Below are 15,683 nucleotides of genomic sequence, written 5' to 3'. Positions count from 1 at the left end.
TTAAAATAAAAACTCATCAGGGGATAAGCGATCGAAGTCTTGTTATTCTTATAACTGGTAGGTTGCGAGATTTTTCTAGGCCCGCAGCTTAACCCGATCAACCGATAACCGATAGAGGGGTGCAGAATGGGAGAATGGTTAGATTTTACCGATGAGGTGGTCACTGTTAATGGCAAAGGTGAGGAAATTAAACGGGAAAAAGTCACTAATCGAGGTTATCAGTATTTTTTAAGCAAAAAAACCTTTTTAGAAATGATTTCTATCCCTAGCGGTCAACACCTCATCGGTGCGCCCAAAAGTGAGTTAGGCTGGAAATTGAGTCAAAGTCCCCAATCTCTGGTTAATATTCAGGCTTTTTGTCTGAGTCGCTACCCAATTACCCAACGACAATGGCGCGAGGTGGCAAAATTAGAACCAGTAAATATTGAACTTAATCCCTATCCGGCCCATTTTGAAGGTTACGATCGCCCTGTAGAACAAATTAACTGGTGGGAAGCAGTGGAATTTTGCGATCGCCTATCCCGTCTCACAGGACTGAATTATCGTTTACCCGCAGAAAAAGAATGGGAATACGCTTGTCGGGGAGGTACATCAACCCCCTTCCACTTTGGCCCGACAATTTCCACGGATTTAGCCAACTATTCTGGGGTGGACTGGGATTATGGCGGGAAAGTGTGCAGTTCTGGTCGTTATGGGGAAGGTTCCCTAGGATGCGATCGCAGGGAAACCACACCAGTGGGAATGTTTGCCGTCGCTAACCCTTTCGGACTCTACGATTTGCACGGAAATGTCAGGGAATGGTGTGCAGATTACTGGCGCGATAACTACGAAGCGGCCACCATAGAAGATAGGGACAGACGAGTTTTGCGCGGGGGTTCCTGGAATGATGGCCCTAACAAATGTCGCTCGGCCTACCGAGTCAAATTTATGGCTACTGCTGGACTCTATGATATTGGTTTTCGTGTCGTTAGCGATAATTCCCCTTAAATCTGAAAACCGATCAATCTTTGTGTCCTTTGTGTCTTTGTGGTTAGTTCCAGTCGCTCGCTGGCAGGAATGTGTCTTAGAGTACATTTTACCCACCAAACCCAAGAGAACCGATAGTGTTTCTTGGGGACTTCTGGAGTTTTCGAGGATGAAACGGGAATTAGAGAATTTATTGGGACGGAAAGTTGATTTGCTAACGAAAAAATCGATCGAGCAGAGTCATAATTGGATTCGTCAACGAGAGATTTTAGAGACAGCGCAAGTGATTTATGTGGCGGGATAAGGCTTTTTTACTAGATATTGTCCGAGCAGGTAAATTAGCTCAACAATTTGCCAATCAACCAGCAAAATTTGCAGGCGTTTGTCAGAAAATTTTTGAAAATGTACCGCTCCTCGATCGAGAGTTAGAATTGATTTTAGAGACAATAAAGGTGATTTAACCAAATGATTGCTAACTTTGACCATAACTATCTTTCCCCGGAAGATTATTTAGCAACGGAGAGAATAGCCAAGGATAAACACGAATACATTCGTGGTCAAACCTACGCCATGGCTGGTGCAAGTAAAGCCCATGGTATGATTATTATCAACTTGGCCACACTTTTAAAAAACCGGCTGCGGGGTAGTGGTTGTCTTGTCTATGCCACAGATATGAAAGTTCGTCTAGAAATGGCTAATAGTTATTTTTATCCCGATCTTGTAGTTACTTGCGACTCGCGAGATAATCAGTCTTTCTCGGAAGATTTTATCCGTTATCCGCGCTTGATTGTAGAAGTATTATCCCCCACTACTGCTGCCTTTGACCGGGGCGATAAATTTGCCGACTATCGTTCCCTTGAAACTTTAGAAGAATACGTTATTATCAGTCAAGAACGCATCAGTGTGGATTGTTTTCGTCGCAATGATGAAGGATTTTGGGTTCTTTATCCCTACAGCAAAGGAGCAGATATTTATCTAGCTAGTATCGATTTTCACTGTGCGATCGAATCTTTATATGAAGACATAACAGAAATCCGTTAAAAAATCAGATCAGTTTTTTTCTATGTACTATTTACTTTTTACCTGATTAATGCTTGTCATCCTCTCCGCTATTATTCCAGTGGGTTTTATCATCCTCATCGGTGTGATAGCAGGAAAAATTCTCACTGTGGAAGTGCATTCCCTTTCCCAAATCACGGTGTATATTCTTGCTCCCGCTTTGGTGATTGATGGACTCTATCACACCACTGTATCCGGCAGCAATATCGGTTTAATTCTCCTAGGTTTTGCTCTTATTTCACTGGTAATGGTGATTATCGTCGAAATTATCGCCTCTTGTCTTAGTCTCGATGCTAATACCCGCAAAAGCCTCATGGCTGCCGCTGTGATACCCAATAACGGTAATATGGGTTTACCGGTGGCTAGTTTTGCCCTGGGTGCGGCTGGACTGGAAAGAGCGATAATTTATATGATTGGTTCTAGTATTCTTTTATTTGGTATTAGTCCCGCTTATTTGCGAGGAAAAAGCTCTCTTTCAGGATTTCGCCTAGTTTTTCAATTACCCTTAATCTGGTCAATTTTTATCGGCATTAGCTTTCAAACTTTCTCTTTTCATCTTCCCCTGCAATTAGATAAAAGTGTTAGCTATCTAGGACAAGCGGCAATTCCTTTGGCTTTAATTATCCTAGGTATCCAATTATCTCAGCAAAAATTAGCGATCGGTAAATTAGAATTATTAGGGACCTGTTTGCGTCTTTTAGTCGCTCCTCTTTTGGCATTTGCGATCGGCAATAGTTTAGGATTAACTGGTATGGATCTAAAAATTCTGGCTCTACCGAACCTGTCATGTAAAACTATTAACAACTTATGCTTGTAAAGCTTGTATAGTAAAGCTTTGAGTTTTTGTTAGATTGATATTTATCAACTTTAGAGCATTGCTGGACAGAGAGGGAGCTTGGGGAATTTTCTACATTGTAAGTTCGGAAGAACCAAAATTCTTATCCTACAAAGTGCCATGCCCACCGCCGTTAATACTGTCATTTTAGTCACAGAATTCGGTGGTTCAGCAGCTTTAATGGCCCGCACAGTTGTGGTCACTACCCTTGCTAGTTTTCTGACTATTCCTTTCTTTCTTTGGTTATTAAAAGTCTATTTATAAGTAGGGTTTGCAGCAAAAAGTTTGTTGGTGGGGTTGGGAGTCAGTTATCAGTTATCAGTGAGCAGTTATCAGTTAGAAGAGGATAGGGAAATGGGGGAATAGGGTAATGGGGAGATAGAGTAATTTCCACTAAAACCCTAAAACCCTAAAACCCCACTCCCCCAACACCCCACTTCATAATTCATAATTCATAATTCATAATTCCCTCTCCCCACTTCCCCACTTCCCCACTTCCCCACCAGCAATTCTCATTTTGAAACGATTTTGCGTTGTTTCAGCGATCTAGAGATTCGTTAAGAATTATTAACCCCTCTAGGTGCAAGGGTTTTAATGTCATGAAACCTTAAAATGAGAATCGCTGCTTCCCCACTTCCCCACTTCCCCACTTCCCCACTTCCCCACTTCTCCACTTCCCCACTTCCCCACTTCCCCAATTCATAATTCATAATTCATAATTCATAATTTAACCTTTGACTGACCCCAGCAATGGCAGCCAAGAGAAGCCAAACAATAGTATTAATCTTGACATCGGAGAGGGTGACATCGACGAGATTAAATAAAACGCAAGCACCAAAGGCCACCAGATAGGTAAAGATAATTAACTCACCCCCGGCTTTTTGTTGCCGTAGAAAGATAAATAAACGCCACCCTTGGGCATAAATCCAACCCACCCAAACAGACAATAAAATTAAGCCAATAATTCCCGTTTCTGCCATTAACATCAAATATAAATTATGGGGATGACCTAACCACAATCCCTGACTTTTTTCGTAGAGAGGTGTAAAACTGCGTAATCCCCAACCGAATAGGGGTCTTTCTTGGGTCATTTCTAGAGTAAAACGCCATTGAGTCGATCTGAGAGTCGCTAGAGGGCGATTGGGGAACATTTCATCGGATAATCGCGCCCAAATCGCCCTAGGAACCAAAAAACGCAGACTATCCCTGAAAGGATTTGGTCCCCAAGAAGCAAGGGAAATCACCCCCCCCAAGAGGACAAAACCAGCGACTAAGGCATTCCAACCCAGATAAAGGGCAAAAATTAGGCAACCTAAAAAGGCTAAGGCCCAAGCATTGCGAGAATTGCTGAAAAATAGCCCTACACTGTCGATAAATATAGTTAAAGTTAAAAACCCGACTTTGAGATTTAAAAGCTTATTTCTTTGTCTGTGCCACTGCCGCCAAGTTAGAATTAATAAACCGATCGCTAAAATCACAGTTATGAGTAAATAAGCCCCCAAAAGATTAGCATACATAAAAACCGAAGACATTCGCCCCAAAGGTTCACCCCCCGCTCCGTAGGGCCAGGTAAAAATCCCTTTTAATGCTTCCGGTTTTTGCCAACCGAGAAAAATTTGTCCCCATCCCATCACCACTACCCAAACCGACGGAATAACCATCACCCAAGCTAGTTGACGCAATTGAGAGGGTTTTTTAATTAGTTGTCTGATATTGCTAAAAAAGAAGAAAAAAGGCAGGAAATTTCCTAAACCAATCCAAGCATCCCCCGGAGTTGGGGAAAGACTGGCACTAATCATTAACCAAAGTGTGACGATACCGAGACCTTGATTGAGACGTGACTGAATAATTGCCCGAAAATTGCCAGTAAAAACCCTAATTAACACGATAATAATGCCGATACCCGCCAACTCCGGCAGCATCATGGCGATAAAAACTGAAAAAAGTATTAAATTCCACTCCCACCCTTGACAAAAAATCTTTTTCATGCTAGGCAGGCTGCCAACAATCCTCACGAGTCAGACGAATTTGGGCAAGGGCAAAAATAGTCGGGATAATCCGGCCGTAATCAGTAGCGATCGCTTTCCAACCGAGATCAGCAATAAACCAACCCCATAAAGCCGGTCCGACCAAACTTAACGCGGTTCTGACGGCTCCGTAGCGGGCTGCCGCCCTCGTCATGCCCTGTTTAGCCGTTTGTAGGGCAATTTGATTAACAATTGTCCCACCCTGGACTAGGGCAGTTTTTGCCCCTTGATAGCGGGCAAAATGGAGAGCGAACTGCCCGGCGATATGTTTGAGCAGAATCGGTTTCAGGATAGAATTAACGGCGATGACGCTACTGCCTTTGAAGACTATATCAAGGGGATTGTGTTGTAGGTGAACCGGTAAGGGTTGGGGAGTGTGGCAATCCGCGAGCGCCTTTTGAATTTGAATCGAGAGGGATTTTTGTTCCGATGGGGGGAGACGTTTCCAAGCTTTGTTAACGAGGTGAAGATAGATTTCTGCTTCAATTTCCGTTGTCGGCATTTTTTGGGAGTAGGGAACCTTGAGAAAATGACAGACACGAACTAGAATTTGACGATAACTAACTTTTTCCGTTTGACCTTTTAACACTGTCACACCATCGGCAGCCAAATAACGAAAACGATCCTCGACGCTATCTAACCAACTTTCCCAATCTTGACTTTGAACGGCAATTGCGTCCGGCGCTCGTAGATAATCGAGAGGGTTAAAACGACGGCAAAAGAGGATGTTAGTGATTTGCTGTAGTTCCTCCTCGGTGGCTAACTCCAAAGCTGTGCGTAGTTCGTCCAATGTAGTTTGTCCTCCTCAGCCCCAATAATCAAATCAGTTTCGCTAGTGCTGATTACTAATAATATTAACTCAAGGGTTTACAGGATTAGGAAGGCTAGTGACAAATTTTTCGATTAAGATTGGGATCATTGGTGCGGGTTTAGCCGGGTTAACCTGCGCTCGTCAGTTGTGCGATCGAGGTTACACTGTTAAGCTATTTGATAAGTCTAGAGGCATTGGTGGTCGTTTAGCCACGCGACGGGTTAATCGAGCTAATCAAGAGATGGCTGTGGATCATGGTTTGCCTTTTTTGACTGTTCAGGGCGAAAAAACGGCGGCTTTAATTGATAATCTCCTGAGAGAGAATCTAGTTACTTCTTGGTTTGATTCTAGCTATGTTGCTCCTTCTGGCATCAATAGCGTGGCGAAATTTTTAGCTCAAGGTTTAGAAATTGAACGAGATTTTCTGGTTACTCGTCTGGAAAATCGTCAAGGAAAATGGGTTTTAAACAATAACGGTCAAATTTGGGGAGAGTTTTCCGTGATTGTCCTAGCTATTCCCGCCCCGCAAGCAGCGTTATTGTTAGAAAACTCTTGTATAACTACTATGCCAGAATTGCGATCGATCCTTTACGATCCTTGTTTAACGGTAATGGCAGGTTATGGCGATTCTTTACCCGCAGTTACTCCCTCCACTGCCATCGCTTGGTTAGGACTCGATAGCAGTAAACGGCAATCATCCCCTGATTATGTCTTTGTTGTGCATAGTAGTGCCGATTTTGCGGTTAAATATCTCGATAGCGAGGATTTAGAAGCAGTTAAGCTAGATTTACTCACTCGTGCTTCTTTGCCTCTCCCGGATTGGTCTCAGATTCACCGTTGGCGTTATGCTTTAGTCCGTCAGGGTTTAGCTGTACCCTGTTTAAGTGTTAGTAGTCCTTTACCTATAGTTGCCTGTGGTGATTGGTGTCAAGGGGGAGATTTATCGAGAAATTCTTCCCTAGAAACGGCCTTAACTTCTGGGATAGCGGCAGCTAATCAAGTTCAGCAGCTACTCTCTTAAGTAGTCGTGCAAAATAAATTTCCTAGTGAAGAAAGGCAAAAGGCAAAAGGCAAGGGGGGGGTTAGATATGTGTAATTAATTTTGCTTAGGTACTTAAGAATCTAGAGACAGGTTCAAATTCTTAGGTTAAGCTTGAGTTAACAAAAGGTTAAGTAATATCATAATGTAGGTATCCTAATACTGGGGGGTTGGTCACAATGGAAAAATTCAATTCTAAAGATAACTTTCTCTACCCTAAAAACAGCTACAGGGGTTTATTCACGCCACAAAATTTGGTTTTTAACGCTAATTTGCAGGAATTCGCCCTGAGAGTCTCTTTTATCGCTGGTTTACACACCGGGGGAAAACTTACCTCCACGGAAGCTTACGAGAAAATTAACCAGCTTTGGCAAGAGTTAAACACCAGTCAAAAATTCCTACTAGCTAATCATTTTGAGGATGACGGAGATTGAGAGACGGGGGTTTTTCAGTGACCAGTAAACCCTAATTATACTAAATCCGTTGAGTACAGGCTAGTTATGAGGAGAGGCACTCATGCAAGAGGCTTCGGCCTATCTTCACTAGGAAATTTATTCAGCAAACCCTACTTATCAGAATAACAGAATGACCTCGCGCACTGGGAAACAGAACCTTTGTAATCGCTTCCGGAAAGTGCAAGAGTTTTGAGTCTCTCGGATCGATTTCTCAACCTTTATTTCTTGCACTTTTTCAGCTAAAAAAGTCCCAAAACTGTTTTCTAGTAAGGCTTCCAGTAATTTTCGCCAAGCCCTAATTAACTTAACAATATAGTTCTTGAATCCACTGCCATTCTTGGGCTAATCCTTCGGCTAAAGAGACTTGCGGGTTATAACCTAGAATAGTACGGGCTTTGGTGACATCGGCGGCGGTGTGACGGGCATCTCCTCGGGCTAATCCTTGATGCGATCGCTCGATCGGTTTACCGATGACTTTTTCCATCGTATCCAAGACATCCAACAAAACCGCGCGACTACCACCACCAATATTAAACACCTCCCCCACCGCTTCTGGTACGACGGAAGCGGCTAAATTAGCGGCTACAGCATCGCTAATAAAGGTAAAATCGCGGGTTTGTTTGCCATCCCCGTAGATGCCGATGGCTTTACCTGCGATCGCTGCTTGAAAAAACTTATGAAAAGCCATATCAGGACGTTGCCGCGGTCCATAAACGGTGAAATAACGCAAGGCAGTGACGGGAACGTTAAAATTCTGGTGATATAGCCAACAGAGTCTTTCTGCCGCTAATTTGGTGATGCCGTAGGGTGAAACCGGTTGGGGACAAAGGGTTTCCGGAGTCGGCATCGTTTCCGCATTGCCATACACCGAGGAAGTGGAGGCAAAAACCATCCGTTGTAAAGAAGAGGTTTCCTTAGCGGCCTCAAGAATAATTTGAGTAGCATTTATATTTCTTTCGGTATATTGACGAAATCCATCACCCCAGCTTGCTCTGACTCCTGCTTGGGCTGCCTGATGGAATAATACTTCTACTCCTTGCAGCAGTTGTCTCCAGTCGAGGGCTTGTATATCCGCTTCAATTAACTTAAATTCGGGATATTTTGCTAGAATATGGGCATTTTTGCGCTTTAAACTGGGGTCGTAATAATCGTTAAATTGATCGATACCGATCACCTGATCTCCTTGTTCTAAAAGCTTTTCTGCCAAGTTAGAACCGATAAAACCCGCGACACCAGTAACAATATGAGTAGCCATTTAATCCTAGTCGTTGATATTTTGTATCGATTGTAAGCTAAGACGCATTTAAGTAGGGTTTGCTGAAAAAGTTTTTCCTGGGGTGTGGGGGAATTATGAATTATGAATTATGAAGTGGGGTGTGGGGTGTGGGGTGTAGGCTTCGGCCGTGAGCTCAGCCGAACGGGTGTGGGGTGTGGGGGAATTATGAATTATGAATTATGAATTATGAAGTGGGGTGTGGGGTGTGGGCTTCGGCCGTGAGCTCAGGCTTCGACGGTGAGCTCAGCCGAACCGCCGAACGGGTGTGGGGTTTTACCAGTTTTGAGGACGTTCGGCGAAGCTCAGTCGAGCCGTGGTTAATTACCTAATTTTCAGGGAAAAAGTGCCTAAATTTCCCCCAATCCCTTTACTATACCAGCAATTCTCATTTTAAGGTTTCATGACATTAAAACCCTTGCACCTAGAGGGGTTAATAATTCTTAACGAATCTCTAGATCGCTGAAACAACGCAAAATCGTTTCAAAATGAGAATTGCTGCCGTTAACCCGTTCGGCAAAAGCTCACGGCCGAAGCCTGAGAGAAGCCGAAGGGTCGCCTTTTCTACCTAAAAACCCCCCAAGAGAAGCAATCATTCTGACCGCTTCCCTAAAGGAGGGCGGCTTTTCAGGCGGCGGACTCTTTTTATGAATAGTGGCACACAAAGATTGCCATTCATGTTCTTCCAAAAAACTTTCACAACTCTCCTCTCCGTGTAAGCGTGCTTGATAAGTTAACCAGAGTAATCTCCAGGCTACAATTGAATAGGTAGCTAAAGCCATCTCAATTCTCCGACCCGTTTCTAATTGCAGTTTTTCTAATCCACAACCACTTTTTAAAACAAAATGATAGCGTTCTATCAACCAGCGATAACTATACCAGCGCACGCAGTTTATCGCTGATTCAAAGCTACTAATGTCTAGGCTAGTTAAGAGGAGCCAACTGATAGGATTAACCCCGGGAGGCGGATTTTCTTCTTCAGCTAAAATTACCTGTAATTTGACCGGTTGACGAGGGTTCGCTTTCGAGTGATGGCTAGGTACTTGTATTTCAAAACTGGCAAATCTAACTGTTAGTTTAGCTAGTCTAGCCTCGTGATTAGGATTGCGTTTTACTTGCACATCTAGGCTACCACAGGCTTTTATTTCTCTGATGGATTGATGTAAATATTTAGTCTCTGGATGCCCTGACCTTTGCTTGTCTTCGAGATAGTTAACTTTTCGGTTATGAGTTCCTCGAATTAATAAATGAGAGTTAGGACTTCTTGATTGGGCAAATAAATCAAATATGTCTGCCTCACAATCTCCGATTGTTACTACTTGAACATCTTCGGGTATTTGTTGTTGTGTTTCTGATACAGAATCTAACCATCTTTGACTTTCTTTTTCTTGGGTTTCTCTTTTTTTTCGCTGCTTGGCAATCCCTAAATTCTTTTCTTCTCTTGCCCAAACATATTGATTAATCAGTCCTAAAGGTATTCCTTGCGGTGACACTCCTAAGGTGGTATGAACTTTGAGTCCAAAGGATTTTTTATAATCTAGATAACCCATTCCTTTTTTGGCTTTTTGGGTCGTAAAGTCTAAACTTGTTGTGTCTTGCACTGCCAAAACTATTGGATGTTCTTTGATTCTTTCTACTGTACTTTTGGCCTGGGCGGCAATTATATCTGAGGGGTGAAAATAGGGGGAATTCCAAAAGTCGTAGGTGGCACTCGCTGCGGCTAGATTTCCCGAAGCTTGTGGCACACTTGTACTAGGTTGGCTGGCCAAGTTTTCCACGATACTGATTAACCTTTTCTTTCTTCTGGTGTCCCCTAGGTCTGCATACTGTAATTCTTGGGCTGCCCATTTCTCCATTTTTTTGCTTACCTCCACCTTAATTCCTTCTTTCAAAACTATACCTATCAATCGTTTCCCCTTTTTTTAAGTTTCTTCTCTTTTTGTTAAGAAAGATCTGACTAATGGATAGGATAAGGGGGGCAGGGGGGATCGAACCTAAAATCCATTTTTAATTTAATTATAACCAGCTACTTAATTCATAATTCATAATTCCTAACTCATAATTGATAGTCCTTTTTCTATTGCGCTAATATTCTGACTAGATCTGCTTTCTTCATCTTGCTTAAACCAACGATTCCCTTTTCTTTGGCTAGACTCTTTAATTCAGAAACAGTCTTGAGTTTGAGAGTTTCTTCTGAAAATTCCTCAATCACTGCATCTTGTTGAGATTGAGGAGTGAGATAAAAGACGGTTTTGAGTAAATCTAATCCCTTCCCTTTTGTAATTCCACACTTGAGGGCAACAATTGAGTCTAAACTCTTCCAGAATTGACGGGGAGCCTCATCAATCCTAGCAGTAGCAGTAGCTAATTTAACTGTTTTTATTGGGCTATTCGGTTGTTCAATCAAGAACTGTAAAGCAGATTTAATTTCTTCTCTTGAAGCTGTTGACAGATTTAGTTTTGGGGTTTCTTCTCTTGCCAAAGCTCTGGATATATTCCTAGCATCTTCTGTTCTATCGGCAATAATACACCAAATTCTTTCTAGTCCAGCCCTTTCAGCCACAGCATAAACAAATGAGTTGCCGATAACTTCATAGCGATCCTCTGATAGTTCTTTGACGATTACAGGCAGCCAGTTGCGTCCACCTGTCTGCTGTAATAGTTTAGCAGTAACTTCAATTAAAAAACTATCAGCATCGGTCCCATTGGTAATTTCTATTTCATCTAGGTATAGGTACTTTAAAGTACCAATATCGGTATATTCCATCATTGTAAAAAATACTCCTTTGCTAAGTCTTTGTAATAGTCATAAGCGGAACGATTTTTATAAACGGCTGGCACGCGAGCGAAAGCAGCACTGGCTATAATAGCGTATTCTGGCAGGTGATGAATATGTAAATCTTTTTTGGCAGGAGCGAGTTTGGGATAAAAATAGGGTACAAGGTTTTTGTCATTTTTGAGTATTTGATTAATTTCTTTTTGGGCAAGTTCTAACTGTGGTTGAGTAATCTTCTCACCGTTGAAAAAAATTGGTAAGGCTATGGGAGTCCCATCTTTTTTTAATTCTTGCATTTGCGGCAGAAACTCCTTGATGGCAGTGGCTGCATTATTAAGGGAGAATGAATTGTTATGTTTTGTGGGTAAGAGGACAACATCGGCAGCATAAACAGCCAGCTGGCTAGGAAATCGCCAATTGGGAGCTGCATCTATAAAGATGTAATCATATTCATATCTAGCTAAGTCTAATTTTCTATGGAGAGTGAATATTTTCATTTGAGAATTATACTGAAATTCCGGATACTCTGCCATTTTAGGATCAGCAGGAACAACATCGAAGGTAATTTGTCGTTTTGAATTCTTAAAAATATAGGGAATGATCACTGATTTTATATCAATATTGCGGTCAGTTAAAGCCTTTTCTAGTAGTCCATCTTCTGGGTTTATAGTTAGGATAGATTTAGTTAAATCTCGTTGATTAAAATCAAAGTCTAAAACTAAAACTTTTTTACCTAAAAGGGCAAGGAAAGCTGCAAGATTTACGGTGGTGGTGGTTTTGCCTATACCGCCTTTATTATTGTAAACAGTAACCGTTAGTGCTTTGGGAGTGCTGTCAATTTTTGTCTTGATTAGAGCTATAGTGTCATCAATGTTATCAGGAGTTAGCTCTATGCAAGTAGTGGCAGGAAAAATGGTTTTACCATGTTTTCTAAATAACTGGATGTGTGAACTATTATTGATAATTCCCCATTGGGCTGCTTGACAGTTATTCCCTAATAACTGACGCTTTAACTGATTGACAGTTGCCCTATAACTTGGACTATTTTCAGTTAGGTTAATATCTCTACCTTTTAACTCTATCAGCAGAAAAGGATTACTCTTTGTCTGCAAAAAAATATCGTTTTCTAGGTTTCTGCGAGTGGCAAAGTCGGTAATCCCACCGCCTCCCGTGTCGTACTGTGGAATTCTCTCCTTGTCTGAAAATCCTAAATATGATATCAGGTAAGGTGCAAAGTTGGTGCTAACGATCGCTTCCGACGCATCTTGAGGCAAATGCTGAAGATAAGATTTGAGACTTTTTACTTTGGGGGTGTTATCTTTCATTTGAGTTCACAAACTATAGACTAAAGTTAATGAATTACTGTTTTTTTGAGTATAACACCCCATTTCCTCAACCCCTAAACCATTATGGAAAAATTAACTAATCTCGATCGCATTGCTGAAGAAATTTTAGGTTTAATTCCAACAGAAACGGTTATCATTGCCGAATTTGACGGTGATAGTATTTATTATCGGGCGGGTGCGGGTAAAAACACCGGGGCAATTGTGGGCAAAAGGGGTAATATTGCCACGTCGGGATTGTGTACGGTGGTTTACCAGGGGAGTTGTCCGGTGGTGGTGGGACAAACTCTAGGAGATAATCGCATTCGTCAGGATATAGCCGTCGCTTTGGGGATAAAAACGGCTTTAGCTGTGCCAATTAGAGTTAATAATCAGTTATTTGGCGCAGTAATGCTTTTAAACCGTCTCGATGGTCAGGAATTGACCGATCGAGATAGTTTATTAGTGGAGGAATATCTGAACTCGCTATTCAGAAATGAGGGATAGAAGCGGTTGGGTAATCCAGTTGAATGCTACGGCGATTTGATGGTTAAGGGTGGGCAGACGGTAGAGATAGACTAAGCGACGGGTAAGATGGGCAAGGGGACCGGCTAATTCTAGTCCTAAACCGCTAATCGTAGCCTCATCGATGCCGAGGGTCAACATTTCGCCTAAAGGTTGATAACGGAAGGGTAAAGCCGGTTTATCGTGGAAACTCGCCCAAATATTCCAAGCGCAGTAGTCGGACTGTTGAAGGGCCACTTGGGCCGTGGCAGCGTATGGTTTATCCTCTTGGTCGCGACTATCGGCCGCATCGCCGATCGCGTAGATGCTGGGGTTTTCGACAGTTTGTAAATATTGATTAACTTTTAGTAATTTGCGCTCACTATGTGCTATGGGCAAATTAGCGATCAGTGGAGAGGCGATCGGACTAACGGTCCAGAGAATTAGATCAACGGGGATATTGTCGATCTGTCCTTTGTAGTCAAGGGAGAGGCAATCAGCTTGGATGTCGGCGACGGTGGTTTCTAGGTCTAACCAAACTAGACGTTTTTCTAGGGCTTTTTTGGCGGTGTCGCGGTTAAATTGGGTTGAAGGGCCAAGTATATCGCTATTTCTTTCGATCAGACGAATTCTTCCCCTTTCTCCGAGACGATCGGCCAGCTTACAGGCTAATTCTACGCCGCTATAACCGCCCCCGATAATGGCGACCCGGATTTTATCGCGATCGGATTGTTCTAGGGTTTTAAGTCGATCCCGAAGACGATAGGCATCCTCTAGACTACGAAAGGGGATAGCGTGGGTTCTGGCCCCGGGTAGGAATTCAAGGGAAGATTGACCACCGAGGGCGATCACGAGGCGGTCATAGCATATATCGTTTTGATTGTCAAGGGTTATTTTATGATTATTAACATCGATCGCCGTGACGGTTCCCTGTTGGAAGTTAACGGGGGTATTGGCGAGTAATTCGCTGAAAGGGGGAGCAATTTCCCAAGATTGTAGTTCTGAGGTGACTAATTCGTAGAGAAGGGGAGAAAATAAAAAGCGATCGCTTTTATCAATTAAGGTAATTTGGGGGGGGTGTTGATCTTGCCAAGGCAATTGACTCAAACGTAAAGCAGTATAGAGTCCACCAAAACCACCACCGAGAATACAAATTTTTGGGTTTGAGTCAGTCATAAGTAGTCGTGCAAAATAAATTTCCTAGTGAAGATAGGCAAGAGGCAATAGGCAAGAGGCAAAAGCTTTATCGAAATGTGTAATTAATTTTGCTTAGGTACTTATCGATCGCTGAGGGTTTTGTTTCTTATTTTGACACTCCCTGCCGTAAAATGGACGGGGAAACTTAAACCCAAATTTTCGGTAAAGCAAGGAAAGAAAAATAGTTTTTATTTATCTACCCAGCCAAATCGTCAGCAAAGCCAAAATTGTAGCCAGAAAAAGGATATGATTCATCCAATCATCGAAAGACCAATTTTTAAACATAATTTAGTTCCTTAAAATCGAGGCTTACTGCTCAACAGCTTACCTTAATTTCTAATAGAAGTGCTATCGGGGGCAGCCGGTTGACTGGGGCAATATATGAAGATTAGTTAAGGGTAGTAAAGGAATCGTTAAATCAATCATAAATTGTTATAGTCCATTTCTCCCAGAGCCTAGCATAGAGGGGAAGCCTCCTTTATCCCCAGGTAATTGCATGAATGGACTACAACAACAGATTATCAGTCTTGATCGGAAAGTCGATCATCTACAGGATATTGTCGAAAGCCTCAGCCGGCAAATTGCTATCCTAGCTGGGGAGAAATCGAGTCGTTCCCCGCGAGAATCGCTAGAAATAGTTGGTTTTTCCGAGTTATCCGATAATAGCCTCTACGATCACAAAGATATTCTCCGAGATCACGGTGGCAAACAATCCCCGACTGTCAATGGCGATAATTCTTTTTCCGATGAAATCCAAATTCGCCGATTAACCGCACAATTGACGGCAGCCTACAATCGCATTGCAGCTCTCGAAGAACAATTACTCAGCTATCGCATCCATTCCTAGTTAATTTCTGCCTAGAGGATTGGGTAAACTGGGTAAGGTGGGGTTAGTCGGTAAATTGGGCAAAGGATTACTATTTTCTATTGTGGGATTGTTAGCTTCCCCCGATAGAGTAGCTAAAGCCACGCGATCACCGCCCACCTGTCGCAGCAGATCTAAAACCCCAACCACTTCGTTATAACTGGCATTACGGGAAGCATTCAGTACCATCAGTCCATTGGGACTATATTGATGATAATTCTTAATCGCCTCGAATAACTGGGGGCGAGTCACCATCTGTTTTTCGACGTAGAGTTGTCCGAAATCATCGAGACTAACCACCAACATTTCCCGCATCGGGGTGGTGGCGGTACTAGCTTTCGGTAAATCAAGACTGATAGCCTGTTGGCGAGATAATCCCACTGCACCGAGAATAAAGAAGGTGAGAATACAGAAAATTACATCGATCAAGGGAATGATGTTAACCTGCACATCCTCTTGAATGCGGTGTTGATCATGCCATAATTTCAGGGGACGAGCCGTAATATGGCTACTTTTTGGCTTTTTGTGGTTAAGAGATTTAGTTTCGGCCATGG

General features: G+C 42.6%; 17 protein-coding genes and 2 pseudogenes. 10 read left to right on the top strand and 9 right to left on the bottom strand.

The genetic code is table 11. The annotated features are described in order from the left end of the window. The first annotated feature begins 126 nt into the window (after window positions 1–126). From ACE3JL_RS04150 to ACE3JL_RS04125, 6 genes and pseudogenes are all read left to right on the top strand, one after another. The gene (locus ACE3JL_RS04150; RefSeq protein ID WP_375328904.1) at window positions 127–987 is read left to right on the top strand and encodes a formylglycine-generating enzyme family protein; all 861 of its coding nucleotides are present in this window, start codon (window positions 127–129) and stop codon (window positions 985–987) included. Between the two features lie 22 nt (window positions 988–1,009). After that, a complete protein-coding gene (locus ACE3JL_RS04145; protein WP_375329661.1) occupies window positions 1,010–1,270 on the top strand; it encodes a hypothetical protein in 261 nt (86 codons plus the stop codon). Then, the gene (locus ACE3JL_RS04140; protein WP_375328903.1) at window positions 1,257–1,427 is read left to right on the top strand and encodes a hypothetical protein; all 171 of its coding nucleotides are present in this window, start codon (window positions 1,257–1,259) and stop codon (window positions 1,425–1,427) included. Before ACE3JL_RS04145 ends, ACE3JL_RS04140 begins: the two co-directional genes overlap by 14 nt. Before the next feature lie 4 nt (window positions 1,428–1,431). Further along, on the top strand, window positions 1,432–2,007 hold the full coding sequence (locus ACE3JL_RS04135; protein ID WP_375328902.1) for a Uma2 family endonuclease: 576 nt from the start codon (window positions 1,432–1,434) through the stop codon (window positions 2,005–2,007). A gap of 49 nt (window positions 2,008–2,056) precedes the next feature. Continuing rightward, window positions 2,057–2,785, top strand: a pseudogene (locus ACE3JL_RS04130) (AEC family transporter); the annotation flags it as partial. 171 nt (window positions 2,786–2,956) lie between these two features. Beyond that, window positions 2,957–3,124, top strand: a pseudogene (locus tag ACE3JL_RS04125) (AEC family transporter); the annotation flags it as partial. Window positions 3,125–3,417: 293 nt separating this feature from the next. Here the strand turns inward: ACE3JL_RS04125 and ACE3JL_RS04120 are convergent. Genes ACE3JL_RS04120 through ACE3JL_RS04110 form a run of 3 tightly spaced genes read right to left on the bottom strand, consistent with a single transcriptional unit; the run spans window position 3,418 to window position 5,677 of the window. Continuing rightward, entirely contained in the window at window positions 3,418–3,570 is a 153-nt protein-coding gene (locus ACE3JL_RS04120; RefSeq protein WP_375328901.1) for a hypothetical protein, read from the bottom strand. A gap of 3 nt (window positions 3,571–3,573) precedes the next feature. After that, a complete protein-coding gene (locus ACE3JL_RS04115; protein ID WP_271988930.1) occupies window positions 3,574–4,848 on the bottom strand; it encodes an O-antigen ligase in 1,275 nt (424 codons plus the stop codon). A gap of 1 nt (window position 4,849) precedes the next feature. Then, complete coding sequence (locus ACE3JL_RS04110) at window positions 4,850–5,677, bottom strand: YaaW family protein (protein ID WP_271988929.1); 828 nt, start codon at window positions 5,675–5,677, stop codon at window positions 4,850–4,852. A gap of 97 nt (window positions 5,678–5,774) precedes the next feature. Here ACE3JL_RS04110 and ACE3JL_RS04105 point away from each other — a divergent pair, with 97 nt between their 5' ends. Together ACE3JL_RS04105 and ACE3JL_RS04100 are read left to right on the top strand one after the other, a co-directional pair. Next, window positions 5,775–6,719, top strand: a complete 945-nt coding sequence (locus ACE3JL_RS04105; RefSeq protein WP_271988928.1) for an NAD(P)/FAD-dependent oxidoreductase — start codon at window positions 5,775–5,777, stop codon at window positions 6,717–6,719. A gap of 197 nt (window positions 6,720–6,916) precedes the next feature. Then, on the top strand, window positions 6,917–7,171 hold the full coding sequence (locus ACE3JL_RS04100) for a hypothetical protein (RefSeq protein ID WP_002789133.1): 255 nt from the start codon (window positions 6,917–6,919) through the stop codon (window positions 7,169–7,171). A gap of 325 nt (window positions 7,172–7,496) precedes the next feature. On the opposite strand, the gene ACE3JL_RS04095 is transcribed toward ACE3JL_RS04100, so the two are convergent. The 4 genes from ACE3JL_RS04095 to ACE3JL_RS04080 form a co-directional block, all read right to left on the bottom strand. Then, the gene (locus ACE3JL_RS04095) at window positions 7,497–8,447 is read right to left on the bottom strand and encodes an NAD-dependent epimerase/dehydratase family protein (protein ID WP_375328900.1); all 951 of its coding nucleotides are present in this window, start codon (window positions 8,445–8,447) and stop codon (window positions 7,497–7,499) included. A 542-nt stretch (window positions 8,448–8,989) separates the two neighbouring features. Continuing rightward, on the bottom strand, window positions 8,990–10,321 hold the full coding sequence (locus ACE3JL_RS04090) for an IS4 family transposase (RefSeq protein WP_375329580.1): 1,332 nt from the start codon (window positions 10,319–10,321) through the stop codon (window positions 8,990–8,992). A 221-nt stretch (window positions 10,322–10,542) separates the two neighbouring features. After that, window positions 10,543–11,235, bottom strand: a complete 693-nt coding sequence (locus ACE3JL_RS04085) for a Rho termination factor N-terminal domain-containing protein (RefSeq protein WP_375328899.1) — start codon at window positions 11,233–11,235, stop codon at window positions 10,543–10,545. Continuing rightward, a complete protein-coding gene (locus tag ACE3JL_RS04080; RefSeq protein WP_375328898.1) occupies window positions 11,232–12,566 on the bottom strand; it encodes a ParA family protein in 1,335 nt (444 codons plus the stop codon). Before ACE3JL_RS04080 ends, ACE3JL_RS04085 begins: the two co-directional genes overlap by 4 nt. A gap of 84 nt (window positions 12,567–12,650) precedes the next feature. Between ACE3JL_RS04080 and ACE3JL_RS04075 the strand changes: the two genes are divergently transcribed. Next, window positions 12,651–13,070, top strand: coding sequence for a GAF domain-containing protein (locus ACE3JL_RS04075; protein ID WP_375328897.1), 420 nt, complete (start codon window positions 12,651–12,653; stop codon window positions 13,068–13,070). On the opposite strand, the gene ACE3JL_RS04070 is transcribed toward ACE3JL_RS04075, so the two are convergent. Beyond that, entirely contained in the window at window positions 13,050–14,243 is a 1,194-nt protein-coding gene (locus ACE3JL_RS04070) for an NAD(P)/FAD-dependent oxidoreductase (protein WP_375328896.1), read from the bottom strand. The genes ACE3JL_RS04075 and ACE3JL_RS04070 overlap by 21 nt on opposite strands. Window positions 14,244–14,760: 517 nt before the next feature. Here ACE3JL_RS04070 and ACE3JL_RS04065 point away from each other — a divergent pair. Beyond that, a complete protein-coding gene (locus ACE3JL_RS04065; protein WP_271988081.1) occupies window positions 14,761–15,111 on the top strand; it encodes a hypothetical protein in 351 nt (116 codons plus the stop codon). Here the strand turns inward: ACE3JL_RS04065 and ACE3JL_RS04060 are convergent, their stop codons facing one another. Beyond that, window positions 15,112–15,681 carry a biopolymer transporter ExbD gene (locus ACE3JL_RS04060; RefSeq protein WP_271988079.1) on the bottom strand — a complete coding sequence of 190 codons (570 nt, stop codon included), beginning with the start codon at window positions 15,679–15,681 and terminating at the stop codon, window positions 15,112–15,114. It abuts the gene before it with no gap. Window positions 15,682–15,683: the final 2 nt, after the last annotated feature.

The organism is Microcystis sp. BLCC-F210 (assembly GCF_042134685.1).
Classification (GTDB): domain Bacteria; phylum Cyanobacteriota; class Cyanobacteriia; order Cyanobacteriales; family Microcystaceae; genus Microcystis; species Microcystis aeruginosa_D.
The sequence above is the reverse complement of the archived record's forward strand: the minus strand, read 5'-3'. Positions and strand labels throughout refer to the sequence as shown.